General features: G+C 61.4%; 22 protein-coding genes. 6 read left to right on the top strand and 16 right to left on the bottom strand.

Going from position 1 to position 26,711, the window contains the following annotated elements:
- Positions 1–7: 7 nt before the first annotated feature.
- The 5 genes from eno to BUA69_RS05345 all read right to left on the bottom strand — a co-directional run bounded on the left by eno (position 8) and on the right by BUA69_RS05345 (position 5,191).
- Positions 8–1,285, bottom strand: a complete 1,278-nt coding sequence (eno, locus tag BUA69_RS05365; RefSeq protein WP_046135748.1) for a phosphopyruvate hydratase — start codon at positions 1,283–1,285, stop codon at positions 8–10.
- A 108-nt stretch (positions 1,286–1,393) separates the two neighbouring features.
- Entirely contained in the window at positions 1,394–2,044 is a 651-nt protein-coding gene (locus BUA69_RS05360) for a PilZ domain-containing protein (protein ID WP_052950607.1), read from the bottom strand.
- Between the two features lie 125 nt (positions 2,045–2,169).
- Positions 2,170–3,690, bottom strand: coding sequence for an ATP-binding cassette domain-containing protein (locus tag BUA69_RS05355; protein ID WP_046135749.1), 1,521 nt, complete (start codon positions 3,688–3,690; stop codon positions 2,170–2,172).
- A 582-nt stretch (positions 3,691–4,272) separates the two neighbouring features.
- Positions 4,273–4,638: a hypothetical protein gene (locus BUA69_RS05350; protein WP_046135750.1), complete on the bottom strand. Its 366-nt coding sequence runs from the start codon at positions 4,636–4,638 to the stop codon at positions 4,273–4,275.
- A gap of 82 nt (positions 4,639–4,720) precedes the next feature.
- Positions 4,721–5,191, bottom strand: coding sequence for a hypothetical protein (locus BUA69_RS05345; RefSeq protein ID WP_046135751.1), 471 nt, complete (start codon positions 5,189–5,191; stop codon positions 4,721–4,723).
- 231 nt (positions 5,192–5,422) lie between these two features.
- Here BUA69_RS05345 and parE point away from each other — a divergent pair, with 231 nt between their 5' ends.
- The 3 genes from parE to BUA69_RS05330 all read left to right on the top strand — a co-directional run bounded on the left by parE (position 5,423) and on the right by BUA69_RS05330 (position 10,550).
- Positions 5,423–7,447, top strand: a complete 2,025-nt coding sequence (gene parE, locus BUA69_RS05340; RefSeq protein ID WP_046135752.1) for a DNA topoisomerase IV subunit B — start codon at positions 5,423–5,425, stop codon at positions 7,445–7,447.
- Positions 7,448–7,836: 389 nt separating this feature from the next.
- Complete coding sequence (locus BUA69_RS05335; RefSeq protein WP_046135895.1) at positions 7,837–9,366, top strand: DEAD/DEAH box helicase; 1,530 nt, start codon at positions 7,837–7,839, stop codon at positions 9,364–9,366.
- A 140-nt stretch (positions 9,367–9,506) separates the two neighbouring features.
- On the top strand, positions 9,507–10,550 hold the full coding sequence (locus BUA69_RS05330; protein WP_052950608.1) for a GGDEF domain-containing protein: 1,044 nt from the start codon (positions 9,507–9,509) through the stop codon (positions 10,548–10,550).
- A 186-nt stretch (positions 10,551–10,736) separates the two neighbouring features.
- Here BUA69_RS05330 and aroA read toward each other — a convergent pair whose 3' ends face one another.
- The 10 genes from aroA to BUA69_RS05280 all read right to left on the bottom strand — a co-directional run bounded on the left by aroA (position 10,737) and on the right by BUA69_RS05280 (position 19,919).
- Positions 10,737–12,002 (bottom strand): 3-phosphoshikimate 1-carboxyvinyltransferase, encoded by a 1,266-nt coding sequence (gene aroA / locus BUA69_RS05325; RefSeq protein WP_046135753.1) that lies wholly within the window; start codon positions 12,000–12,002, stop codon positions 10,737–10,739.
- Positions 12,003–12,069: 67 nt separating this feature from the next.
- Positions 12,070–12,450 (bottom strand): HesB/IscA family protein, encoded by a 381-nt coding sequence (locus BUA69_RS05320; protein ID WP_046135754.1) that lies wholly within the window; start codon positions 12,448–12,450, stop codon positions 12,070–12,072.
- Between the two features lie 15 nt (positions 12,451–12,465).
- On the bottom strand, positions 12,466–12,885 hold the full coding sequence (locus tag BUA69_RS05315; RefSeq protein WP_046135755.1) for a VOC family protein: 420 nt from the start codon (positions 12,883–12,885) through the stop codon (positions 12,466–12,468).
- A gap of 1 nt (position 12,886) precedes the next feature.
- Positions 12,887–13,285, bottom strand: coding sequence for an SUF system Fe-S cluster assembly protein (locus BUA69_RS05310; RefSeq protein WP_082093866.1), 399 nt, complete (start codon positions 13,283–13,285; stop codon positions 12,887–12,889).
- 12 nt (positions 13,286–13,297) lie between these two features.
- Positions 13,298–14,518, bottom strand: coding sequence for a cysteine desulfurase (locus tag BUA69_RS05305; RefSeq protein ID WP_046135756.1), 1,221 nt, complete (start codon positions 14,516–14,518; stop codon positions 13,298–13,300).
- A 164-nt stretch (positions 14,519–14,682) separates the two neighbouring features.
- Positions 14,683–15,894 (bottom strand): Fe-S cluster assembly protein SufD, encoded by a 1,212-nt coding sequence (gene sufD, locus BUA69_RS05300; RefSeq protein ID WP_046135757.1) that lies wholly within the window; start codon positions 15,892–15,894, stop codon positions 14,683–14,685.
- A 1-nt stretch (position 15,895) separates the two neighbouring features.
- Positions 15,896–16,645, bottom strand: a complete 750-nt coding sequence (sufC, locus tag BUA69_RS05295) for a Fe-S cluster assembly ATPase SufC (protein ID WP_046135898.1) — start codon at positions 16,643–16,645, stop codon at positions 15,896–15,898.
- A 54-nt stretch (positions 16,646–16,699) separates the two neighbouring features.
- Complete coding sequence (locus BUA69_RS05290) at positions 16,700–17,200, bottom strand: cupin domain-containing protein (RefSeq protein ID WP_046135758.1); 501 nt, start codon at positions 17,198–17,200, stop codon at positions 16,700–16,702.
- A complete protein-coding gene (sufB, locus tag BUA69_RS05285) occupies positions 17,200–18,702 on the bottom strand; it encodes a Fe-S cluster assembly protein SufB (protein ID WP_082093868.1) in 1,503 nt (500 codons plus the stop codon). The genes BUA69_RS05290 and sufB overlap by 1 nt, the downstream gene beginning before the upstream one ends.
- A gap of 68 nt (positions 18,703–18,770) precedes the next feature.
- Positions 18,771–19,919 carry a cysteine desulfurase family protein gene (locus BUA69_RS05280; RefSeq protein ID WP_046135900.1) on the bottom strand — a complete coding sequence of 383 codons (1,149 nt, stop codon included), beginning with the start codon at positions 19,917–19,919 and terminating at the stop codon, positions 18,771–18,773.
- Between the two features lie 287 nt (positions 19,920–20,206).
- Here BUA69_RS05280 and BUA69_RS05275 point away from each other — a divergent pair, with 287 nt between their 5' ends.
- Together BUA69_RS05275 and tyrS are read left to right on the top strand one after the other, a co-directional pair.
- A complete protein-coding gene (locus BUA69_RS05275) occupies positions 20,207–20,869 on the top strand; it encodes an alpha/beta hydrolase (protein WP_046135759.1) in 663 nt (220 codons plus the stop codon).
- Positions 20,870–21,049: 180 nt separating this feature from the next.
- Positions 21,050–22,300, top strand: a complete 1,251-nt coding sequence (gene tyrS / locus BUA69_RS05270; RefSeq protein WP_046135760.1) for a tyrosine--tRNA ligase — start codon at positions 21,050–21,052, stop codon at positions 22,298–22,300.
- Between the two features lie 198 nt (positions 22,301–22,498).
- Here the strand turns inward: tyrS and BUA69_RS05265 are convergent, their stop codons facing one another.
- Positions 22,499–25,894, bottom strand: coding sequence for an AsmA-like C-terminal domain-containing protein (locus BUA69_RS05265; RefSeq protein WP_143154425.1), 3,396 nt, complete (start codon positions 25,892–25,894; stop codon positions 22,499–22,501).
- 246 nt (positions 25,895–26,140) lie between these two features.
- Here BUA69_RS05265 and BUA69_RS05260 point away from each other — a divergent pair, with 246 nt between their 5' ends.
- Positions 26,141–26,638, top strand: a complete 498-nt coding sequence (locus tag BUA69_RS05260; RefSeq protein ID WP_046135762.1) for a peroxiredoxin — start codon at positions 26,141–26,143, stop codon at positions 26,636–26,638.
- Positions 26,639–26,711 lie beyond the last annotated feature (73 nt).

Genomic DNA, 26,711 nt, shown 5'->3' with positions numbered 1-26,711 from the left:
CTCCGGCCTAGCGCCCCTTGACCACCGAATAGCCGGCATACTTGGCCGACGAGCCGAGTTGCTCTTCGATACGGATCAGCTGGTTGTACTTGGCCAGGCGGTCCGAGCGCGACAGCGACCCGGTCTTGATCTGACCGCAGTTGAGCGCCACGGCCAGGTCGGCAATGGTCGAGTCTTCGGTTTCACCCGAACGGTGCGACATCACCGAAGTGTAGCCGGCGCGGTGCGCGGTATCGACGGCGTTGAGGGTTTCGCTCAGCGAGCCGATCTGGTTGACCTTGACCAGGATCGAATTGGCGACGCCCATCTTGATGCCCGAAACCAGACGCTCGGTATTGGTGACGAACAGATCGTCGCCGACCAGCTGGACCTTCTTGCCGATGGCGTCGGTCAGGGCCTTCCAGCCCTCCCAGTCGTCTTCACCCATGCCGTCTTCGATCGAGATGATCGGATAACGCGCAGCGAGATCGGCCAGGAACTTGACGTTTTCTTCCGACGACAGCGACTTGCCTTCGCCGACCATCTCATACTTGCCGCCCTTGTAATATTCGGTGGCAGCGCAATCGAGGCCGAGGAAAATGTCCTCGCCCGGACGGTAACCGGCCTTTTCGATGGAGCGCATGATGAAGCCCAGCGCATCGTCGGCCGAACCCAGATTGGGCGCGAAGCCACCTTCGTCGCCCACATTGGTGTTGTGGCCTTCAGCCGACAGCCCCTTCTTGAGGGTGTGGAAGATTTCCGAGCCGATGCGGACGGCGTCAGCCAGGCTTTCAGCGCCAACGGGCAGGATCATGAATTCCTGCATGTCGATCGGGTTGTCGGCATGCTCGCCGCCATTGATGATGTTCATCATCGGCACGGGCAGGACATGGGCGTTCGGGCCGCCGATATAGCGGTAGAACGGCAGTTCGCTGGACTCGGCGGCGGCCTTGGCCACGGCCAGCGACACGCCGAGAATGGCATTTGCGCCGAGGCGCGACTTGTTCGGGGTACCGTCGAGCTCGATCATGGCCTGGTCGACGCCAAGCTGGTCGAGCGCGTCGAGGCCCTGGATTTCTTCAAAGATCGCCGTGTTGACGTTCTCGACGGCCTGGGTCACCCCCTTGCCGAGATAGGCCTTGCCGCCATCGCGCAGTTCGACGGCCTCATGGGCGCCGGTCGACGCGCCCGAAGGCACGGCGGCACGCCCGAAGCTGCCATCGTCGAGCACCACATCCACTTCGACCGTCGGGTTACCGCGGCTATCATAAATCTGGCGACCGTGGACGTGGATGATTGAAGACATGGAAAGCCCTTTCCCGGCTGGGACTACACAGTGTTTGAGCCTGTCTAGACGCACTGTGTGACAAGGAAAAGGGGGACGGGCGAAATAATTGCCGCCGCAGCCAAGCCGTTATTCGGGCTGGAAGGGGACCATCAGCTTTTCGACGGCGGCGAGATCCTGCAATTCTAGGAAATGTATCGCGAAGCCAACATCGAGATAGCGCACCACCTCGCCAATCAACTGCCCCAGAATGACCGGAACGCCCAGCTTGGGCCGCACCTTGGCAGAAATGGCCGCCCCGGACTGGGAAATGTCGATGACGAAGCATGGCAGCTGCTCGCCATTATCGAGCGTCAGCACGGTGCGTGGATTGCGCGGCAGGATGCGTTTATACTCACGCTTGTCGGCCGCATTGGTGATCGATGTCCGCTTGCGCCAGGCAATCTTGGCCGCCAGCTTCTGACGGTCGGCATCGGACAGGTTCAGGTCCATCGCAAAACCATCCGATATCTTGCGGGTCACGACGGCACGGAATATCCCAAAGACATCGAAATGCGCCGCGACAGTTTCGCCGACTTCGCCGATGACCGGCGCGACCACGACCGCCGTGCGGGTGGAGATCGACCGAAGCCGGCAGGCATAGACCGGAATATCTTTGCTGTTCAGCGGCTTGCGATCCGACAACGCGTAGCGCCCAGCCACTTCACCGATATAGCGCACATCATCCCAGCGCGGCTGCGGGGGCGAGGCGGACGGCGTTGAAACAAATGGATACGACATGGCTCTTCAGCAGTCATGGAAGCGCTTCGCGCATTATACCGAAAATTACTTAATGATTACTACGTAGCGAAAAATTCTGACGGCTGCCGCAGCGACGTTGCTGCGGCAGCCTATTGCCATGTCGATCAGCTTGCTGCCGCCGCCATCGCCGCGAAGAACGGTTCGGGACTCTCGACCTCCTTGAGGCGCCTGCCCTCGATCACGAAAAACCGACTGCCCAGCCCGCGAACAAAGCTGCGATCATGCGAGATCAGAATGCAGGTCGCTTCATGGGTGCGGATCTCTTCCTCCAGCCGCTCCTGCCCGGTGATGTCGACATGGTTGGTCGGTTCGTCGAGCAGGTAGAAGTTCGGTTCACTCAACCGCAGCGCCAACAGCCCCAGGCGCGCCCGCTGTCCGAAGGACAGCTCGGCAATCGGCCTGCCCTGCTTTTCCAGCGGAAAACCAGCTGCTGCCAGCAAACTCTTGCTCCGCTGGTCGCCTTGGTCAAACCGGCCGGTGATGAAATCGATAAGCGAGCCCTTTTCCGGCAATTGCGACATGGCCTGATCGACATAGCCCGGCACCACCGAGGGACTGATGCGAATGCCCTCGCTTGCATGGCCGCGCATGGCACGGTGGATCAGCCCCATGAACTGTGACTTGCCGGCGCCATTGCGCCCCAGGATCACCAACCGGTCCTGCTGGAAAATGTGCAACTTGTCGATGCGGAACAGCTTCTCTCCGACCGGCGTAGTCACATCGCAATTCTCGATCGCCACCAGAACGCGCGCATGGGTGCCGCTATTGCTCAGCCGGATTTCCCCCGAGCGCTCCTTATGCAGGGAGAGCGCGTTGCTCTCGATTTTCTCGGCCCGGTCGCGCAGCTGCTTGGACTTCACCACCAGCAGATCGCTGCCCGAATTGATGCCGATATTGGTCAGCTTGGCCGCCTGCTTGCGCAGCTTCCCCACTTCCTTGAAATCGCGCTCGCGTTTTGCCTCGGCAGCGACATCCAGCTCCTCGACGGCCAGTCGTGCTTTGCTGTATGGCAGCGCGAAATAATGCGAGGTCTCCGGCCGCAGGAACAGCGTCCGGTTGGTCGTCGCATCCAGGAACTGCCGGTCATGACTGGCAATCACCACCGGCAGGTTGCGGGCCGCCTGGTTGATCCAGCTTTCCAGCTGGAACAGCTTACCCAGATCCAGGTGGTTGGTCGGCTCGTCCAGCAGCAATGCGTCGGGCTGCAGCACCCAGCAACGGGCAATCAGCGCAATCCGCTGCCAGCCGCCACTGAGTTCGCGCAACACGCGGTGGCGCATTGCCTCGGGCGTTTCAAATTCGTCCAGCACCACATCGACCCGCCAGCTGTCGGTATCGCGGTCAGACGGCGGCAGTGCTTCGAGGATGGATTGATGCAGCGTCAAATCCATGCTCTGGGGCGGCATATCCTGCTCGACATAGCCAACCTGCAGCCCACGCGAGCGCACGATATCGCCGCCGGTCAGCTCGGTGAGCCCCGCCATGGCGCGCAGCAGCGTCGTCTTGCCATTGCCATTCCCGGCGACAAGGCCGACGCGGTCACCATCGTTGATGACGATATTGAGGTTGGAAAACAGAGTATCGGTAGCCGTGAGGCTGGCATTGCGGAGGCTGATTGAGCCCATAATTCATCTCATTTGGTGTGGCGCAACCAAAGCGCCGATGCCGTGTGGCGACGTTTGTGCGCATCGCGCAGACAAACGCCATCGAAGGGCAAACCAGAAGGATGAGACTGAATGGAAGTCCGTACCAGGTCCTGGTCAGCCCTGCAGCTGATGCCGCAGGGCGTAAACGGGGCCACGCTGACGATGCTCGAACATTGCGATCATGCAGCCCTCCTGAGCTGATGTTCCGGACGAAACATCAATAGCGCCGGCAGCGGCCGAGATCAACTCGTGAGCGTCAAACGAAATAGAAGAGAGCGGAAACCAGGGTCAGCGCCCCAAGGCGCGGCATCGACAGGTGGGCAAGCCGGTACGCAAAACTAAAAATTCCGGCTTGCTTCCACGTGTCGGAAAGCGGTGAACCAAACGGGGCCGTTTGATACGCAATACTATGGTCCCGTGCGGCTCGCATACGGCAACTCCAGACAAAAAACCGTATGCCCCCGTTGTAGCAGCGCCCCTTTAAGAAAGTGCTTTCAAGAAGCAAACGCTTCGTAAAGATGACGCTCGATCTTGGGACGGTTTTGTCTCGACCTGGGCTATTCAGTTGGCCGGCCGCAGCCTTTCCCGACTTTCGATCCGGTCGGTGCAGTAGTTGAACCGCAGCAGGTAAACCCAGTCGCCTTTGGTCGCCCGCACCTGGATGCGCTTGTTGTTGGGTACATTGAGATAGATGTTGGAATAGCCCTCGGCGGCGATCGATTTGCGGATCTGGTAGTCGGTCAGGCACATCGCTCTTTCCGGATAGAAGCCGTCGCGGCTTTCATCACCCCCGCCAAAGAACAGACCGAAAGCCAGGCTTGGCCCCTGGGCCATCGCGGGCACTGCCGACAGCGCGACCATCCCCATGATCGCGGCCAGTCCCATCGCGCGCAGCACTATCAGCGCCCGCCCTGTTGCCTTGATCATTGCGTCCTCCATGTGTGAACCGGTGAAAGCGACGAGATCCCGGCACGCCAGCCGGGATCGTTATCAACGCCTGACACGGCAATCAGCTGCCGAAATTGAACTGGAAGCCGAAGCCATTGCCATTGTTGTAGCCGCCGGTATTGCCACGACGGAGCCGCTCGATACGATCAACCTCGCCGGTGCACTTGTCGACCCGCATCGCGTAATCCCAGCTACCATACTGAGCGAGCACTTCGACACGGTCACGGCGCAGCTCGCGGGTCACTTCGACGCGGCGAAATCCATAATCGGCCAAGCCGCGACGGACCTCACGATTGGTGAGGCAGCGCTGGGCCCAGCCACCACCGTGATTGCCGCCCCAGCCGCCACCACCGTGACGTTGTGCGCCAAACGTCTCGGCGCCGCCGCCCTGTCCCCCTGGAAGCTGCAGGCTGAACGCCTGCGGGGCCTCCTGGGCCATCGCAGGGACGGCCGACACGGCAGCAGCGCCCAGGGCGATAGCAATGACCGCTGCGCGGGTGAACGTCTTGAACTTGGACTGCATGATGGTCATCTGAGGGCTCCGTGTCGCTGCGCCAATGAATTGCGCTGAGAACCAGACCCTAGCGGGCCGGCTTTGAACCCAACCGCAACCACACGTTCATCTGCCGTTCATCTGGCGCCATCGGCGGCTCACCTGGGGTCTTGCCTGTGGCTAAGCCCGGCAGAACCGGGCTGACCCAGCCCCGCGTGAGGTATGCTAAAAGGCAGATCGGGCTGATTCGGCCCCCAGCATGGATGACAGATGTCGCAAGCAGACGACCTTTTCGGCGGCGACCCGGCGCCCATTCGGCCTCAGCCCGAGGTGGAGCCAACCAAGCCCGCCTCGCGCGCCAACGCCCCCACCCAGGGCAGCTATTCGGCTGCCGATATCGAAGTGCTCGAAGGCCTTGAGCCCGTGCGCCGCCGCCCTGGCATGTATATCGGCGGTACCGATATCAATGCCCTGCACCACCTCTTTGCCGAGGTGATCGACAATTCCATGGACGAGGCCATTGCCGGCCACGCCAGCCGCATCGAGGTGCATCTGGGCGAAGACGGCTATCTGACCATCTCCGATAACGGCCGCGGCATCCCGGTGGAAAACCACCCGAAATATCCGGGCCGCTCCACCCTCGAGATCGTCCACACCGTGCTCCATGCCGGCGGCAAGTTCGACTCCAAGGCCTATGAGACATCCGGCGGCCTGCATGGCGTCGGTATTTCGGTCGTCAACGCCCTCTCCGACGAGATGATCGTCGAGGTCGCCCGTGAGCAGCAGCTCTATCGACTGACATTCTCACGCGGCAAGCCGGTCGGCGAGATCGAGAAACTGGGCCGGATCAACAACCGCCGCGGCACCACCACGCGCTTCCATCCTGATCCGCAGATCTTTGGCGAGACCGCGAAATTCTCCGCTATTCGCCTGTTCAAGATGACCCGCGCCAAGGCCTATCTGTTCGGCGGCGTCGAGCTGCGCTGGTCCTGCGATGAATCCATGGCCAGCGACGACGCCCCTGCCCGCGCCGTCTTCCACTATCCCGATGGCCTGCGCGATTTCATGGCCGCCCGCATTGAGGGCGAAACCCGCATCGTCGATGAAATCTTCTCCGGCCAGCACGGCAAGCCCGGCACCCACGGCGCCACCGAATGGGCTATCGCCTGGACGCTGGGCGACGGCGGCGTCTCCTCCTATTGCAACACCGTACCGACCCCTGACGGCGGCACGCACGAAACCGGCCTGCGCGCCGCCATCCTGCGTGGCCTCAAGAACTACGCAGAGCTGACCAAGAACAAGGCCGCCGCCGTCCTCACCGCCGAAGACGTGTTCGCCCATTGCAGCGCCATGCTCTCGGTCTTCGTGCGCGAGCCCGAATTCGTCGGCCAGACCAAGGATAAGCTCGCCTCGGGCGAAGCGACCCGTATCGTGGACACAGCCCTGCGCGACGCCTTCGATCACTGGCTCGCCGCCTCGCCTAACCAGGCCGGCAAGCTGCTGGACTGGGCGATCGATCGCGCCGAGGAGCGGCTGCGCCGCCGCAAGGAAAAGGAAATCGATCGTGCCAGCGCCACCCGCAAGCTCCGCTTGCCCGGCAAGCTTGCCGATTGCACCCAGGGCGCTGCCCAGGGCGCGGAACTGTTCATCGTCGAAGGCGACAGCGCTGGCGGCAGTGCCAAGCAGGCACGCAGCCGCGCCAGCCAGGCCGTGCTCCCCCTGCGTGGCAAGATCCTGAACGTCGCTGGTGCCAGCCGCGAAAAGATGGCGGCGAGCCAGTTGATCGCCGACCTGATCCAGGCGCTGGGCTGCGGCACCCGCGACCGCTACCGCGAAGACGACCTGCGCTACGACAAGATCATCATCATGACTGACGCCGACGTGGACGGCGCCCACATCGCATCGCTGCTGATGACCTTCTTCTTTCAGGAAATGCCCAAGCTGATCGATGGCGGGCATCTCTACCTGGCGCTGCCCCCGCTATACCGCCTGTCGCAAGGCCCCAAGACGCTCTATGCGCGTGACGATGCGCATAAGGACGAGCTGATGGAGACCGAGTTCACCGGCAAGGGGAAGGTCGACATCACCCGCTTCAAGGGCCTCGGCGAGATGCCGTTCGCGCATCTGCGCGAGACGACCATGTCGCCCAAGACCCGCACCCTGCTGCAGGTCAAAATCCTCGACGAGCTCGAGATCACCAAGTGGAGTGTTGACCGGCTGATGGGGACCAAGCCAGAGGCGCGCTTCGACTTCATCCAGGAAAATGCTGCCTTCGTGACCGATCTGGATATCTAGACGATCCGCCCTGATGGCGGTGGCGAGCAGTCATTTGCCCGCCATCGCCATGCAGCGCCTTAACCGCGTAGCGGCTTAGTTCCTCAAGACCGTTGACTTGAAAGGTCTTTGCGCTATGGTCCGCGCCGCTGGAGCATTTCCGGCTTGACGGCAAGTTTATCTGTCCGCCGAGGCTGAAGATGCCTTCATGGCCACCCCGTCGATTGCAGTATCTGCATTCCCGTCCTGTTGGCCAGACTATTGTGTTGACGTATTCCAACCCGGAATTCGCCGCCGCCAACCCGACGCAATGGCTAATGCAGCCCGCTGCGCCGTATTCCCCGAGCCCCGCTTCGAATGTGTCGAACGGATTTGGCCCAGGGCAACACCATTGAGTGGATCGACTGAATTTGACCGACGATTTTTCCGGACTTGGCCTGTCTTCCAAAGTAACCGACGCAGTCACTGCAGCCGGCTACAGCAAGCCGACCGAAATCCAGGCGCAGGCTATTCCCCACGTTCTTCAGAAGAAGGACGTTATCGGCATTGCGCAGACCGGCACCGGCAAGACGGCCAGCTTTGTCCTGCCCATGCTGCACCTGCTGGAAAACGGCCGCGCCCGTGCCCGGATGCCGCGCACCCTCATTCTCGAACCGACGCGCGAACTCGCGGCGCAGGTCAGCGAGAACTTTGAAAAATACGGCAAGAACCATCGCCTCACCATGGCGCTGATCATTGGCGGTGTCTCATTCGAAGACCAGAACAAGAAGCTTGATCGCGGCGTTGACGTGCTCATCGCGACGCCGGGCCGGCTGCTCGACCAGATCGACCGCGGCAAGATCATGCTGAACGGCGTCGAGATTCTGGTGATCGACGAGGCTGACCGCATGCTCGACATGGGCTTCATTGACGACATCGAGAAGATCGTCAATCGCCTGCCGCCGCGGCGCCAGACCATGCTGTTTTCCGCCACCATGGATGCCCAGATCGAGCGGCTGACCAAGAAGTTCCTCAAGGATCCGGTGCATGTGCAGGTGTCCCGCGCGGCCTCGACCGCCGACACCATCGATCAGAAGCTGATCAAGGTATCGTCAAAGCCCGAGGACAAGCGCGCAGCTTTGCGTTCGCGAATTTCGGCTGCCGAAAACCTCACCAATGCGATCATCTTCTGCAACCGCAAGCGCGACGTGGCGACTCTGGCCCGTTCGTTGGAGCGGCACGGCTTCAGTGCCGGTGCGCTGCATGGCGATATGGACCAGAAAAGCCGCACCGAGACGCTCGATGCGTTCAAGAACAACCGCCTGACCCTGCTGGTAGCCAGTGATGTGGCCGCCCGTGGTCTCGATATTCCGGCCGTGAGCCATGTGTTCAACTTCGACGTGCCCGTTCACGCCGAAGACTATGTGCACCGTATTGGCCGCACGGGCCGCGCCGGTCGTTCCGGCGTTGCCTACACTCTGGTTGGCCCGGCCGATAGCAAGCATCTCGACGCCATCCTCAAGCTGATCCAGCGCCCGATTGAATGGCTGGATAGCGGTCCCGCGCCCGCGGCGTCCGCACCTTCCGCTGCGCCCGAGGCTGGTGACGAGAACCGTGCCCCTCGTCCCGCGCGCTCGCGTCGTGGTGGCGCCCGGACCCGTCCGGTTGCGTCCGCCGCAACGACCGCACCAGCCGCAGAGCCCGTCGCCGCTGCAGAAGCACCGGCAAAGGTCGAGCCACGTGCTCCGCAGCAGGATAGCCGCGCCGCACCACCGGCTGAACAGCGTCAGTCCAAACCGGACGCGCGTCCGGCCAGGACTGACGGCCGTCCGTCGCGAACCCGGCCCAAACCTTCCGAAGATCGGCAAACCGACGATTCGGGGGAGAGTTCCAACTCTCCATTTGGCAATGACGGCCCCATTCCAGCGTTCCTTTTGCGGTCAACTGCACGCCCAAACTAGAGTTTGCGACATTTTCAGTGGGCAAGTCCCTGAAAACTTGACCTTGGACTGTTGTACCTGATCGGTAAGGGCGTTATCTGCTACACGTTAACCATGGCATCGTACGCGGTGCCGTGGCGCAGCGAGGTGCGGGGTGGGTTGTGTCTGAACAGGAATTCAAACGCGCGCTTGGTTATGCCAATTCCGCTTTCGACCTGCTCAAGCGCAGCGGCATTCCGCCTTACCCCCAGTTTTACGAATTGCTCTACACCTATGCGACGGGCGTCAACCCGACGCTGAACAATCGTATCAACTCGATCTTCCGCGCCGGTGACTCCCCGTCACTGAGCCTGGCAGAGGCGCTCTACAACGAGTTCCTCAAATCCGATGTCAATGACCGCATCTCCAACGTTTCGGAGCGCATGCACGCCCGCATCGAGGCTGTGCATGATGCCATCGACACGGCGATGACCACGGCAAATTCCTATTCCGGCTCCCTGCAGGCTGCCAGCGGTGATCTTGGCCGCGAGATCACCGCCGAAGCGATGAAGCAATTGGCGGAGCGCCTGTTGTCCGAGACGCGTCGCATGCAGGATACCAATCAGGCCCTTGAGATCCAGCTCGAAGCCTCGCGCGACGATATTGCCTCATTGCAGCGCGACCTCGATGACGTGCGCCGCGAGTCTATGCTCGACCCATTGACCAAGATCGCCAATCGCAAAAGCTTTGACGAAGGGCTGGCAACGGCGATTGCCGAGGCCAGCAAAGGCTCCTCGCCGCTTTGCCTGCTGCTGCTCGATATCGATCACTTCAAGAACTTCAACGACACCTATGGCCACCAGACTGGCGACCAGGTGCTGCGCCTCGTGGCGATGACGCTCAAGTCCAATATCAAGGGCAAGGATCTGGCGGCACGTTATGGTGGCGAGGAATTTGTCGCCATCCTGCCATCCACCGATATCGAAGGCGCCATGATCGCCGCCGAGAACATCCGCAAGGCCATCCAGGCCAAGGAACTGCTCAAGCGCTCAACCAATGAAAAGCTGGGCCGCATCACAGCCTCATTCGGCGTTGCCGCTTTCCGCCCTTCAGACACCGGCGCCACCCTTATCGAACGGGCCGACCGCTGCCTCTACGCGGCCAAGCACGCTGGCCGCAACCGCGTCATCAGCGAAATCGACCTGGCCGCCATCCAGGCTGCTTGAGCGGGGCTGCGTAGGCCGCCCAGCTGTTACCAATTACCCACTGGTCAGCAGCCGCCGCCGGGTCCTTAATCCCACTGAGTCATTCCCGCGAAGGCGGGAATCCATTCTTTCTCGTCACCGCCGGAATGACCTGGTGGACAATAAGCCCTCTCAGCAAGGGAACGGCCCGCCCCCAGAGCCAAGCTCCTACTCCGCCGGCTCCAGCTTGACGCCCAGGCCCGCTAGCATGTCCCAGTACGCCGGATAGGTCTTTCCCGTGCACGCAGGGTCCAGAATAGTGATCCCGCCGATCCTGAGCCCTGCCAGAGCAAAACTCATGGCAATGCGGTGATCCGCATAAGTCTCGATCCGCGCCGGCAGCGTCTGCCCCGCCAGGCCGGGATCAGCATGGACGATCAGGTCATCGCCATCTTCCTCCGCCAGCCCCGGCCGGATGCGTTGCAATTCGGTCGATACCGCCGCAATCCGATCGCATTCCTTGACCCGCAGATTGGCAATGCCAACAAATCGCACCGGATGATTGTTGAACGCCGCCAGCACCGCAATGGTCGGCACTGCATCCTGCATCTGCGAGCCGTCGATGACAGCCGGCATATTCGGAAATTGCGCAATCACCGCCTGCGCCGCCGCATCCGGCTGCGTGAAGGCATCAGCGGCCACCCCAAGATCGATCGTGCCGCCGGTCAGCACCTCGGCGCCCCAGAGATAGGTTGCCGCCGAGGCATCGGGCTCGATGGCGAAATCGGTCGACCGGTAACCGCTCGGTTGCAGACGCCACGTACCGGCATCCACCTGCTCGACCTCGGCGCCAAACGCCCGCATGGCTGCAATGGTCAGATCGACATAGCCACGCGCCCCGATATCGCTACCGGTCAGCGCGATCTCAATCGGCCCCTCCCCCAACGGCGCCGCCATAAGCAGCGCCGAGACATACTGGCTGGAGAGACCGCCATCGATCTCCACCCGCCCCTTGCCGAAACTGCCATTGCCCTTGACCACGATCGGCGGGCACCCGCTCTCGCTCGTCGCATCGATGCCCAGCGAGCGCAGCGCGGCAACCAGCGGCGCTATCGGGCGCACCCGCATATGCTCGTCGCCGTCGACAACAACCGTGCCGTCCACCGTCGCCACTGCCGCGGTGAGGAACCGTACCGCCGTCCCGGCATTGCCGAGGACCAGCGGCCCCTCCGGCGCCTGCAGGCGGCCAGTGCTGGTGACCACAAAGCTCGTTGCATCCGGCTCCTCGACACTGACACCCATCTGGCGCAGCGCGGCAGCCATCAGCACCGTGTCCTTACTCTTGAGCGCGCCGGTCAAGCGGCTGGTGCCCTTGGCCAGCGCCGCCAGCAGCAGCGCACGATTGGTGATGGATTTGGAGCCTGGGGGCGAAACGCGCCCGACAAGCGGATGATTGGGGGGAATGATCGTCAGGGCCGCAGGCAGGGCGGTCATCGGCAAACTCATGGGAAGGAGCCAAAATGCCCCTGCCTGTTAGGCCAAATGCGTCGTCAGCGCAATGTCAGGCGCTGGCCCGGGCCTCGGCAATTGCCTTGAGGTCGGCTGCCTTGAGCTGCACGCTTTCACCGCAGCCGCATTCGCCGGTCTGGTTCGGGTTCTTGAAGGTGAAACCCGAGCTCATCTTGGACTGCTCGAAATCCATGACCGTGCCCAGCAGGTACATGGTCGCCTTGGGATCGACCCAGACATGAACGCCCTTGTCCGTCACGTGGTCGTCGCCGGCCGGTGCTTCGCTGACATAGTCCATCGTGTAGGCCACGCCCGCGCAGCCGGCATTACGGATGCCGACGCGCAGCCCGATCACCGGCTTGTCGGAATCCTCGATGATCTCGTTGATCCGCTCGGCGGCTGCATCGGACAGGGACATGATTTTGAAGGCCATGACGTCGATATCCTTCTAGTAGTTCTTCCAGACACCGGGAGTGATCAGTTCAACCAGCAAACGGTCCGGATCACGAAAATAGAGACTGCGACCGCCCTGCGGCCAATCAATCACGCTTTCGATCACTATATGTAGGCCTTCGAGGTAGGATTTCCAATCCTCGAAGCTGTCGGCTGCAATGCCAAAGGCGAAATGCTGTTCTCCGTCCCCATCATGGGGCGGAATGAAGCTTCCCGCCAGCGGCACCGGCTTCAGCGTGCCCTCGCGGCGGAACAGAATCAGTACCTGCCCCTGACTGACGTTGAGCGGCGCGATCCGATCGTCGCCCCCCATTGCCTCGAACCCGAAGACATCGGCATAAAACGCCCGGCTCCGCGCCACATCCGTGACGTAGAGGCAGGTCTCAACCACGCCCTCAATCGCTGGCCGGTTCATCTTACCACCAGTTCAGCGCGACCTGAGCTTCTTCGCTCATGCGCGTCGCGTCCCACGGGGGATCGAACACCATGTTGACGGTGACGTCCTGGATACCCTCGACGCCGCGCGCCGCATTTTCGACCCAGCCCGGCATCTCGCCGGCCACCGGACAACCCGGCGCGGTCAGCGTCATGTCGATGGTCAGCTTGCGGTCATCATCGAGATCGACACGATAGATCAGGCCGAGCTCATAGATATCGACCGGAATCTCGGGATCATAGACTGTTTTTAGCGCACCGATCAGCTCGCTGGTGATGCGCTCGACCTCGGCCTCCGGCAGGCTGCCGGAATGGGTCGGCTCGATGCGGCTGGCTTCCGGCAGGGCCGGTGCGGCGGCGATTTCAGCTTCGTCGGTCATTGTGGTCCTCGCTTACGCGAAAAATTTCTGGGCGCGTTCAATGCCATCCACCAGCGCGTCGACGTCGTCCTTGCCGTTATATAGGGCGAAGGAGGCGCGGCAGGTAGAGGTGACACCGAAACGTTTGAGCAAGGGCTGGGCGCAATGCGTCCCGGCCCGCACGGCAATGCCGTAGCGATCGAGAATAGTCGAGATATCATGGGCATGGGCGCCGGCGATCTCGAACGAGAAGATCCCGCCCTTCCCCGGCGCCGTTCCGATCAAGCGCAATGAATTGATCCGGCTCAGCCGTTCCTGGGCGTAGTCAGAGACCTCCGCCTCATGGGCGGCAATGGCGTCACGGCCAAGCGTTTCCATATAGGTCAGCGCCGCGCCCAGCCCGATGGCCTGCACGATGGGGGGCGTACCAGCCTCAAAGCGATGCGGCGGCTGGTTATAGGTCACGCCATCCAGCGTCACCGTATCGATCATTTCGCCGCCACCCTGATAGGGCTGCATTTCGGCCAGCAGATCGTATTTGCCATAGAGCACGCCGATACCGGTCGGCCCGTACAGCTTGTGGCCGGTCATCACGTAGAAATCGGCGTCGAGATCGCGCACGTCCACCGGCGTGTGAACCGCGCCCTGACTGCCATCCACGAGCACGGGAATACCCCGCGCATGGGCTATGGCAATGATGTCCTTGATGGGCGCCACGGTGCCCAGCACGTTCGACATATGCGTAACGGCGACGATACGCGTCCTGTCGGTCAGCGCTGCTTCGAAGGCGTCGAGGTCAAAGCTGCCATCGTCGCGCACGTCGACCCACCGGATCACCGCGCCCTTGCGCTCGCGATGGAAATGCCACGGCACGATGTTGGAGTGATGCTCCATGATCGTCGTAACGATCTCGTCGCCCTCGCTGATGCGCGGCCCTGCAAAGGACGATGCCACCAGATTGATGGCCTCGGTCGCCGATCGGGTAAAGATGATTTCCTCAGTGCGGCCGGCATTGAGAAATTTGCGCACCGCCTCACGGCCGCCCTCATAAGCTTCAGTCGCCCGGTTAGCTAAAGTGTGCAACCCACGGTGAACATTAGCATATTCATGCCGGAAGGCATAATCCATCCGATCCAGCACCTGCACCGGCTTCTGGGCCGAGGCACCGCTATCCAGATAGACCAGCCGATTGCCGTGAATGACCTCGGACAGGATTGGGAAATCGGCGCGGACTTTTTCGAGATCGAAGGTCATAGGTGAGTTCCCGGACGCGAACGCCCTTTCAAACCACGGAGTCATTCCCGCGCAGGCGGGAATCCATTCTTCGTGCAGCCCCCCGGAGTGGAAACCCGGCAGCGCGGGAATGACTCCGGGATTGCTGCTGCGGGTCAGCTCCTGGCAGAGCCAACCCTCTTGGCTTACTTGCCGCCCAGCAGCCAGCCGTCGATGATCCCATGCAGCGCTTCGGCCAGTGCCTCGTCTTCGATGGGGTCCACGAGCTCTTCCAGGAAGCCACGGACCAGCATGGTCTCGGCCTCTTCCTTGGGAATGCCGCGGCTCATCAGATAGAACATGCTGTCTTCGTCCAGCTTGCCGCAGGTCGAGCCATGGCCGCAGACGACGTCGTCGGCATAGATCTCAAGCTCGGGCTTGCTGAGGATTTCAGCTTCGTCCGACAGCATCAGGCCCTGATGCATGAACTTGGCATCGGTCTTCTGCGCATCGCGGGCGACGACAAGCTTGCCCTGTACCACTGCCTTGCCGTGACCACGCGCGATCGACTTGAACAACGGCTGGGAAGTCGTGCCGGGCACCGCATGCAGCGCATCCATAGTGATGTCGGCGTGCTGGCCATCGGACACCAGGTTGAGCCCAGTAATGTCACCATGCGCACCCGCGCCTTCATAGCGCGGGAACAGCTGCGTGCGGCTGAGGCCTGCACCGGCATTGATCACCAGCGTCCGCAGCTTTGCGCCATCGGCCAGATGGTATTCATTGCTGGCGAAATGAGTGGCCGCACGAGCCGACAGGTCCACGGTGATATGGGTCACCACGGCGTTCTTGCCGAGCGCCATGTAGGTGCCGTGATTGCCGACATGGGCGGCGTCCGAGCCCGAAAAGGTCTCGATGATCACGGCCGAGGCATTGTCCGCCACGAAAACCTTGACCGAGTCCGTCACATGTGCGGCGGCGCCTTCGGCGCGGCGGTCGATCTGGATAACCGGATCGACGCTGCTTTCCAGCGTCAGGGTCAGACTTTCCTTGGCGAAGGCGCCATTGAGATGCACCAGCACGTCATCGCGCGTGGACAACACGCCACCCTCAGCCTTGCCGACGATCACGCCGGCAGGCGCAGTCGAAGCCGACTGGATGACGCCATTGGCGATCATCAGCTGATAGGCACCAGCGACGCGCAACGCCGGGGCACTGGCTTCGTTGGCGGCTGCAGCCTGGGGCGGGATCGCCTTCAGCAGCATCTTGAGGTCGGTATAGTGATAGCTCTCGACGCGCCGGGTCGGCAGGCCGGCCACGGTGATGCGTTCGGCCTCGGCATTGGCGCCAATGGCCTTGAGCTGGGCGATCAGGGTTTCTTCGGCTGCGTTGAGCCGGACTGGCATGGTCTGTCGCATCTTAGGCTGCCGCGCCGTCGAAGTCGGCATAGCCCTTGGCTTCCAGCTGCAATGCCAGATCCTTGTCGCCGCTCTCGACAATCTTGCCGTCGGAGAACACATGCACCACGTCAGGAACAATGTGGTTCAACAGGCGCTGATAGTGGGTGATGACCAACATCGAGCGGCCAGCCGAACGCAGCGCGTTCACGCCCTTCGACACCACCTGCAGCGCATCGATATCGAGGCCCGAGTCGGTTTCATCAAGGATGCACATCTTGGGCTGGAGCAGCGCCATCTGCAGCACTTCGGCGCGCTTCTTCTCGCCACCCGAGAAGCCCACATTGAGGGGGCGCTTCAGCATCTCGGTGTCGATGTTGAGCTCGGTGCCGGCCTGCTTGACCGCACGCATGAAGTCAGGCGTGGTCATTTCACCCTCGCCACGCGCCTTGCGCTGGGCGTTCATCGCCGCCTTGAGGAAGGTCATGGTGGCCACACCCGGGATTTCGATCGGGTACTGGAACGCCAGGAACAGACCGGCCGAAGCGCGTTCAAAAGGCTCCATTGCCAGCAGGTCCTGACCGTCGAGCAGCACTTCGCCCTCGGTGATCTCGTAGTCTTCCTTGCCGGCCAGCACATAGCTCAGCGTCGACTTGCCCGAGCCGTTGCGGCCCATCACGGCATGCACTTCACCGGCCGGGATCGTCAGGTTGACGCCCTTGAGGATCTCACGGTCTTCGATGCGCGCATGCAGGTTGCGGATTTCCAGGATTGGGGTGGTCATAGCTTGGTCTCCAATAAGAGGGGGAACGGGCTTGCGGCGCTCTCAAGCGCCCGGCTCGCCGTCCCAGTAATCGAGGTGGTTCTGGCCTTCCCGGCCACAGTGGCGGATGCGGCTACCGTCCGGGAGGCGGCTGGTAACCTGGAACTTGCCGGAATCGGGGTATTCGCAGACCTCGATATCGGAATTGTTGGCGACAGCCAGATACTTCAGCGGGACACTGCCCGTGTTGATGATCTGGTGGGCTGTATCTCGCCCTCCGGCCGGCGCGCCGAGCACGTCGCCGGCCTTGAACGGCAGGCGCTGGTCCCCGAAACGATAGGTGCCTTCGCCTTCGAGAATGACGAACAGCTCATCTTCCACATGATGGCTATGGAAGGGGCAGCTGGACTTGCCGGCAGGCACTTCGTTATAGCTGATGCCAAGCCCTTTCAGGCCCAGCAACTTGCCGAACGAAACGTCCGCGGCCTTGTAGAGCGTCCCCTGCTCCATCTGGTCGAGCGCAAGCGCCGCCAGCGTGACAACGGGGTTCGTCCTCGGATCCATCAGCCCACGCTACCTTCAAGCGAGATCGAGATCAGCTTCTGTGTCTCGACCATGAATTCCATCGGCAGATGCTGCAGCACGTCGCGGACGAACCCGTTGACGATCAGCGCCACAGCTTCTTCCTCATTGAGGCCACGCTGGGCGCAGTAGAACATCTGGTCGTCCGAGATCTTGGACGTCGTGGCTTCGTGCTCGAACACTGCCGTGCCATTGCGGCTCTCGATATAGGGAACCGTGTGGGCGCCGCACTTGTCGCCGATCAGCAGGCTGTCGCACTGGGTAAAGTTACGAGCATTCTTGGCCTTGGCGTGAGCAGAAACCTGGCCACGATAGGTGTTGTCCGAGAAGCCGGCGGCAATGCCCTTGGCAATGATGCGGCTGGACGTGTTCTTGCCCAGATGGATCATCTTGGTGCCGCTATCGACCTGCTGATAGCCGTTCGAAATGGCGATCGAATAGAACTCGCCGCGCGAACCGTCGCCACGCAGGATGCAGCTCGGGTACTTCCAGGTAATTGCCGAACCGGTTTCCACCTGGGTCCAGGAAATCTTGGAATTGTCACCACGGCAATCGCCGCGCTTGGTGACGAAGTTGTAGATGCCGCCCTTGCCGTCCTTGTCGCCTGGATACCAGTTCTGGACCGTCGAGTACTTGATCTCGGCGTTTTCCAGGGCAACCAGCTCAACCACTGCAGCGTGCAGTTGGTTTTCGTCGCGCATCGGGGCCGTGCAGCCCTCGAGATAGCTCACATATGAGTCAGCCTCGGCGATGATCAGCGTGCGCTCGAACTGGCCGGTCTTTTTCTCGTTGATGCGGAAATAGGTCGACAGCTCCATCGGGCAGCGAACGCCCTTGGGGATGTAGACGAACGAGCCGTCGGTGAAGACTGCCGAGTTCAGCGTGGCGTAGTAGTTGTCCGAAACCGGCACCACCGATGCCAGGTACTTCTGCACCAGCTCGGAATGCTCGCGGATCGCTTCCGAGATCGAGCAGAAGATGATGCCGACCTTGGCCAGTTCCTCGCGGAACGTGGTCACGACCGAAACCGAATCCATCACCGCATCGACGGCAACCTTGGGGCGCTCGACGCCTGCCAGGATTTCGCGCTCGCGCAGTGGGATGCCCAGCTTGTCATACATCTTGAGCAGTTCGGGATCGACCTCATCGAGGCTGGTCGGTGCCGGCGTCGATTTAGGCGCGGCGTAGAAATACATGTCCTGCAGGTCGATCTGCGGATAATGCACCTTGGCCCAGGTCGGCTCCGTCATCGTCAGCCAGCGCCTATAGGCTTCAAGGCGCCAGTCGAGCATCCATTGCGGCTCGTTCTTCTTGGCCGAGATGAACCGAACGGTATCTTCGCTCAGCCCCATCGGGGCCATGTCGGATTCGATGTCGGTCTCGAAACCGTATTTGTACTTGTCCACATCGAGCGCCAGCACCGAGTCCACGGTCGCGCGATCAATGTTTTCCTTGAGCGTCGGGATATCGTCGTAATCCGCCATTTCGGCTTCTCCTATTCGCCCGATGGCGATTCAAGGTCGCCGCGAGCCGTCAAAATATCTATCGCGGCCTAAGCCGCCTGCCCCTGCCGGCTGCGATGCCGGCCGAGGATGGATTCAAATCCGGCGATGAACGCCTCGACATCGGCCGCGGTGGAATTCCACCCCAGGCTGACGCGCAAGGCGCACTCCGCCAATTCAGGCGCGACGCCCATCGCTGCCAGCACATGGCTGGCGCCCACCTTGCCCGACGAACACGCCGAACCCGATGAGACAGAAAGACCCAGCAGGTCCAGACCCATCATCGCCGTTGCATTCTTGACGCCGGGCACGGCGAAATTGCTCACATTGCCGATCCGCTCGTCGCCGAAGATGACGACATCCGGCGCTATAGCGCGCAGGCCCGTTTCGAGCTTGTCGATCAAGGCAAGAAGTCCAGCATGCTGGTACTTTTCGTCGTATGCCGCCGCCGCCGCGCCGAACGCCGCGATCAGGCCTGCAGCCTCCGTACCGCCCCGCCGCCCCTGCTCCTGCCCACCACCCGGAATCAACCGGACGACATCGGCATGAGCCTTGACCAGCAGCGCGCCAATCCCCGCAGGCGAGCCGATCTTGTGACCGCTAACCGCCATCATATCGGGTGCCGACCCCGCAAAATCGAGAGGCAGCTTGCCGAAGGCCTGCACCGCATCGATGAACAGCGTGTGACGGGTCGGGCCAACCAGCGCGTTGATTCGTCCCATGGGCTGGACCACGCCGGTCTCGTTATTGACCCAATGCAGCGCCACGAGCAGCGTTTCACCCGCCGCATCGGCCCGCGCAATTTCTGCGCCCAGTTGATCGAGATCAATGAAACCATCGCCATTCAGGCCAATAGTCACAACCGGAAGCCCGGTGGCTTCTGCTGCCTTAAGGACGGCTGCATGCTCGCCGGCGCTGACCAGAATGGCTGACGAGGCGAATGCCTTGGCGCCGCCGACAATGGCCTGGGTGATGGCTTCGGTCGCTGAACCGGTGAACACAACCTGCTTGCGCTCCGCCCCGGCAAGGCTTGCGACCTGCCCCCGAGCGCTATCGATCAAATTGCGCAAGGCGCGGCCATGGCCATGGACAGATGACGGGTTGCCCACCATATCGAGGGCAGCAACCAGCGCCGCCCGTGCTTCTGGTAGAAGCAAGGACGCGGCATTATGATCAAGGTAGATCGCCGGTTTCGTCATCGTATTTCCAATGGCGCAATGCGCGCCGGTCATACCGTCCATGCCTGGAACGAGGCGGTCCAACGCCCTCAAGTCCAAACACTTCTTGAAATCTGACGCCCATTTTCATTACAAGGGGCGCTCTCACCGGCCGCGATGCGGCCGAAAACCGCGTTTTGAATAGTTCTAAACTGGTTTTTCGACCCATGTTTTAGGGAGCGGAGCGGGCTTAGTCAAGCTGCATCGCCGTTCTCTACGGGCCGTCAAACCTCGCCAACAGAGCCAAAAGTGGCCGGAAAAGCAGACCCATGCCAGAAGTGATTTTCAATGGCCCCGAGGGCCGTCTGGAAGGCCGTTACCAGCCCGGCAAGGAGCCCAATGCTCCGATCGCCATCGTATTGCATCCGCACCCGCAGTTCGGCGGGACGATGAACAACCAGATCGTCTATAACCTGTTCTACATGTTCGCTGAGCGCGGCTTTGCCGTTTTGCGATTCAATTCACGCGGCGTCGGCCGTAGCCAAGGCATGTTTGACCACGGTATCGGCGAGCTGTCTGACGCCGCCTCGGCGCTCGACTGGCTGCAGTCCATCAACCGGGAATCGCGCGGCTGCTGGATTGCCGGCTTCTCGTTCGGCGCCTGGATCGGCATGCAGTTGCTGATGCGCCGTCCGGAAGTCGAAGGCTTCATCTCGGTGGCACCGCCGGAAAACCTCTATGACTTCTCGTTCCTGGCCCCCTGCCCGTCCTCCGGCCTGATCATTCATGGCGACAAGGACCGCGTGGCTCCGCCGGCATCGGTGCAGAAGCTGGTCGACAAGCTCAAGACCCAGAAGGGCATCAATATCGAGCAGCAGATCGTTGAAGGTGCGAACCACTTCTTCGAAGGCAAGATCGATGAATTGACCGAACGATCCGCTGACTACCTCGACCGTCGCCGTCAGGAGATCGCCGACGGCGGCGGGCGCTGATTTCGGCGCATTGACGCGATCATCGTAACACCACGGAGTCATTCCCGCTGGCGGGAATCCATTCTGACGATACGCGCTTCGGCCAGAACGAATGGATTCCCGCGGCAAGTTCCCCGGGCGCATCGCGACCGGGGGCGGGAATGACCCGGCGACCACCACACGTTCCCGGGATCGTACCCAATGTCCAACTACAAATCAGACTTCCTGCGCGTGCTCGATGAGCGCGGCTTCATCCACCAGATTTCCGACCCGGAAGGTCTCGATGCCCTCGCCCTCAAGGGCCCGATCACCGGCTATGTCGGCTATGACGCGACCGCGACGTCGATTCATATCGGCAATCTGATCACCGTCACCATGCTCTACTGGTTGCAGGAAACCGGCCACAAGGCGATCAGCCTGATGGGCGGCGGCACCTCCATGGTGGGCGACCCTTCGTTCCGCGACGACCAGCGCAAGCTGCTGACGGTCGAGCAGATCGATAGCAATATCAACAGCATCAAAAAGGTCTACAGCAACATCCTGAACTATGAGGGCTCTAATCCAGCCATCATGGTCAACAATGCTGATTGGCTGCTGAAACTGAACTATGTCGAGTTCCTGCGCGATGTCGGCCGGCACTTCTCGGTCAACCGCATGCTGAGCTTCGATTCGGTGAAGCTGCGCCTCGATCGCGAGCAGTCGCTGAGCTTCCTCGAATTCAACTACATGATCATGCAGGGCTACGACTTCACCGAGCTCAACCGCCGCTACGGCACCGTGCTGCAAATGGGCGGATCGGACCAGTGGGGCAATATCATCAATGGTGTCGACCTCAATCACCGCATGGGTGGAGAACAACTCTATGCGCTGACCACACCGCTGCTCACCAAGTCCTCGGGCGAGAAAATGGGCAAGTCGGCCTCTGGCGCCGTCTGGCTCAATGGCGAGCTCTTCAGCCCGTATGATTTCTGGCAGTATTTCCGCAACACGGAAGACGCCGACGTCGGCAAGTTCCTCAAGATCTTCACCCGATTGCCCCTCGACGAAATCGCCAAGCTGGCGGCTTTGGGTGGCAACGAGATCAACGAGGCCAAGAAGGTGCTGGCCACCGAGGTCACTGCCATCGTGCACGGCCGCGCTGCTGCGGAAGAAGCAGCGCATACCGCCCGCGCCACTTTCGAGGCTGGCTCGATTGATCTGTCGCTGCCGACCGCCACGGTCACTCATGCCGAACTGGCGACGGGCCTCGGCATTCTTTCGGCCCTGGTGACCGCTGGCCTTGCTGCCTCGAATGGCGAAGCGCGCCGCCATGTCGCCTCGGGCGCCGTACGGGTCAACGATGCGCTGATCGAGGACGACAAGCTGGCCATTGGCGACAATGCGCTGCTGCCCGAAGGGGTGATCAAGCTCTCCGTCGGTAAGAAGCGCCATGCGCTGATCAAGCCGATCTGATCCAAGCTGATTTGAATTGAAGAAGGCGCCGGATGTCCGGCGCCTTTTTTCGTGGCCGCAGCTTCCCCATCCACCGTGTCATTCCGGCGCAGGCCGGAATCCATGCTGTGAACTATTGACGAGCTGGATGTGGTTGAGGGCCTTCAGCATCGATCCCGGCCTGCGCCGGGATGACATCGGGGACAGGCACTCTGGCGGTTACTCCGCCGCCCTCGGCTGTTCCTTCGCACGGAACTCGAACAGCTCCCTGAACGCACCGGGGACCAGTGCCGATAGCGGATTGATCTTGAATTCCGGCTTGTCCAGCGGACCCTGCACTGCAAAGGTCACGCCGACCAGCCCCTCACCATCGCGACCACCCAGCAACGGCCCCAGCAGCGGGATCTTCTGGAACACGCTGTTGAGCCCGAACAAAGGCACATAGGTACCTGTCAGATCGTACTGGCGCTGGTTGGTGTAGATAAAGCCGCGCATCGTGCCGCCCACCGTATCGCCGGTCAGCATCGCGTCGCTGACCTCGACACGGTCGGAGCGGCGGATGAAGTTGACAACGCCACTATCAAAATCCAGCCGGTTCTTGGCTTCGATGACCGCCCGCGAGTCGGCGTGGTTTCCCAGAACCTGGGCAACCTTAGCCTCGTCGACAATGGCAAAATTGCGCATCTGCAGCTGGCCCATATCGAGCTTCTGGCTGGAAATTGTATTCAGCACCAGATTGCCTTCGCCGCCGGCAAGCTGCGAGTAGACCCCCAGCAGCCGCAGGATCGTGCCAGCATCGCTGAATGCAACCGTGGTCACTCGCCCATCGGGCGTGGGATTGGTCGTCACGGAAAGCGCATTGCCCTCGCTGAACTGCGCAGTGACATTGGCGCGGCGGATGTCGCTACCGCGCAGCAGCAGATCGAGATCGAAGTTGAAGGCCGTGGTAGCATAAAAACCGAGCGCACGATCCAGCTCGACATCCAGCGCCAGGGTCTGCTGGATCGAGGATTGCACCCCGCCCGAGCCCTCATCCAGCCCGAAAAAGCGCTTCAGCATTGGCCGCAGGTCAAGTTGGCCGCCGCGCAGCTGGATTTTGTAGCCTCCCTCGATTGGTGCCAGCGCCAGCTGGGCATTGTCACCTGAACTGAGCGCGAACTGGCTGAACTCCGCCGACTGCAACCCGTCTTTGGCGTGATACTTGATTGCGCCAGCCATCTGCACGGTGCCGAATCCAAGCTTGATGTCGGTCAGGTCGATCAAGTCGCCCGACTGCCGGATTGTCGCCTGCATGGTTCCCGGGACGCCTCCGGCCTTGCTGACACCGATATCCTTGATCGTCAGCGCCGCGTCCTTGAGATCGACAGCCATCTGGATCGAGCCATCCGGCATCGGCTGGGCGACGAAACGCACCTTGCCAGTCAGAAACGCCGAGGCGTCAAAACCCATCGCCGCCAGTTCCTTGGCGTCGATGGTGGACGCCAGACGGAAGGCTGGCCGGGTGTCAGGCGAGCCGCCAATCTCCAACTCGGCCGGCATGCCGTCGATCTCAGCCGTACCGGCTACCTGGTAACCGTCCTGCGACGCGCTGAACGCCAGCTGGCCATTGTCGATGCGACGCTCCTGGATCGGCGCGCTACTGGCAAAGTCTGTAACATTGCCATTGATGACATAATCCACATCCAGCGGGCGCCCGACCTTCTCGTCACCCAGCGTAATCGTCGACACCAGCCCGAGATCGACATTGCCAGTCAGCGCCTTGATGTCGACCGGCAGCTCGGCATTGGCCAGCAAACCGGGCTGCTGCTCCTCAGTCAGCGCCACAAGCGCTGGGATCGAGCCGGAAATGTCACCGGAAACCTCGATCACGCCACGACCGGGAACGGAATTGTCCATGATCAGCGCCGGCTTGGAAACCTCGATCGGGCCCTTGGCGGTATCAACCCGCCCGCCACCAGCGGAGATGGTGACATTGCTGTCCCGAACCTGCAGACGGGTGTCGCCATCAATCGCGATTGGCGCCATTTCCTCGGTCGGCCGGAAGCTTGCGCCGGTACCCACCATGTCGATGCGCATCGAGTTTTTCGGCAATGGCTTGTCTTCCTCGCCGATGGCCACCGTGCCGACGGGGAAGACGAAATGCATGGTCGAATTGCCCACCGTGCCGGCCGAAACGTTGGAGACGAACCAATCCCGCGCCTCACCGCCCATCACGTAAGGCCAGAGGCGCTTGAGATCGTCGGCACTGACCCCCTTGCCGGCGACACTGACGTCAAAGCCCAGACCGGCGCGGAGCATGTCCACGCGGCCCTTGCTTTCAACAATAGCAGCGCCCTTGGTTGCCCGCATCCGGTCGATGCCGAGTGCCCCATAGAGCGGTGCTGACCAACCGGAAAAGCTAATTTCATCAAACGGTTCCGCTGGCGCCTGCATGTCGTTTGGATGCAGATAAACGTCGCTGGCCTCAATGGAAATGCCCATGGTCGGGCCATAGAGCTCGTCTAGCCCCATGGCAAATATGCCGGAGACGCGCGCCGTGCTCTGGCCAACCTGCAAAGCGGCATCGGCCAGCGTGAACTTGCCCTCGCTCGGTGACCAGGCGATATCCATGATGGAGGTAGCGATCGGAAAATAGTCGTCCTTCACGCGCAGGTCGAGGCCGGTCATGTCGACCTTGAAGGCGCCATCCAGCAGCTTGCCGGTATTTGGCTCAAAGGTGACGTTGATCGACAGTGCCCCGGCACCGCGCACTGCGACGAGGCTCTCCGGATCATCGATGAATGGCAGGAAGGAGGCAAAATCAATATTGGTGACATCGGCTTCCAGCCTGATGCCACCCGCTTCGTCCACCACCCGCGAGACGCCACCGGTCATGGCGCGCCCACCCAGGGTCGCCGAAAACGTCCCCACGGTATTGGTTCGGTCGCGCGACGGCGCCAGGTCCAGGTTGATGTCCTCGAACCGACGGAACAAGCCGTAGACCGTGTCATTCATGTCAACAATGCCGTCGCGCACGATCAGGCGAGAGAAGCGCCCCAGCTCAACCTGCTCAAGTATGTCGGCGAGCCCCTGCTCGGAGGCTTCGAGATTGTAGATTAGCCAGTCGTTATCCGAGCGCAGGCTGATTTGTGGCCCACCCGTGTCCACGCTGCGCAGATTGAGCCCCTCAGACGAAATATCCACGCTGGGATATGAATCCTCGCCCTCCATCACCCGAACGGTTGGCGCGCCGCCGTCGGAGTTTTCCAGCATTTCAAACGTGGTGACGCGGGGGCCGAACAGGTCCTGCACGATCTGCACATGGGGACCGACGATGGTTACGGTCGCACCCGGCTGCCCTATCAGGGCTCGAACCGGAGAGAACCCCAATTCGAGCGCATCAATCTGCACGCGCGCGCCGGTCTTGGTGTCCGTCAACACAACGGGAGAGAACTGAATGACGGGCCAGACCCCGCTCTCCAGTGCCAGCGCCATCTGCCCCAGTTCAAGCTTACTGGTCGGCGGCAGCGCTGACCTGACAATTGCTTGCGCGGCTTCGCTGCCGAATGGCAGCCGGATCGGGGTAATAAGCAGGACGAGATAGAGCAGCAGCGACAGTACTGCAGGAATGCCCAAGGCCCACACCGCAATTTTGGCGGCATGTCGCAGCGGATGGCGCTGCCGCTCCGTCAATGACGGCGGCGCTTCTGTGAGTGTGGTTGACGCGCTCACTTGCTTCCAGATCGAGGCTTGGCCGGAATCTCTTGGCACCCCTTGAGAATCAACCGCACGAAGCGGTCTATTGCCCAATGATACCGGCCGGAATATGGCACCGACACCCACAATACTCGCTCGATTTGCCGGGCCAGGGAAAGGCAAAAGATGACCATCCCACAGGAAGGCGACGTCGCCCCCGATTTCACCCTGCCCCTTGATGACGGCACGAGCTTCACCCTTTCCGCTCAGCGGGGTAGTCCGGTGGTGCTCTACTTCTATCCTGACGATGATACGGGCGGCTGCATCAACGAGAACCAGGAGTTCTCCGAGCTCCGCAGCGCATTTGCGGACCGCAAGGCCAGGTTGGTGGGAATTTCCCCCAACACGATCGAGTCACACCAGAAATTCCGGAAGAAATACAATCTTCTGGTGCCTTTGGCTGCAGACCCGGATCACCTAGCAATCGAGGCTTTTGGACTGTGGCAGCTCAAGAAGCTCTATGGCCGGGAGTTCATGGGGCTGATCCGCACATCCATAATCATTGATGCCGAGGGCAAGGTCCCCCGCATCATCCGCGCTACCCGTATCGCTGGCCACGCGGCCAAGATGCTCGACGCACTCGATGAGGTTCTGGCGGGCAAGTCTCCAGCAAGGCGGAAATAGCCGCCATTTCTGCCTTTATTAACCATGAGGCGCCATAATCCGCTCACCATAATTGCGGTGTGTGGAGATTTGT

Source organism: Devosia limi DSM 17137, from assembly GCF_900128975.1.
Classification (GTDB): Bacteria; Pseudomonadota; Alphaproteobacteria; order Rhizobiales; family Devosiaceae; genus Devosia; species Devosia limi.
Note: the sequence above shows the minus strand (reverse complement) of the source record. Positions and strands in the feature narration are given on the sequence as shown.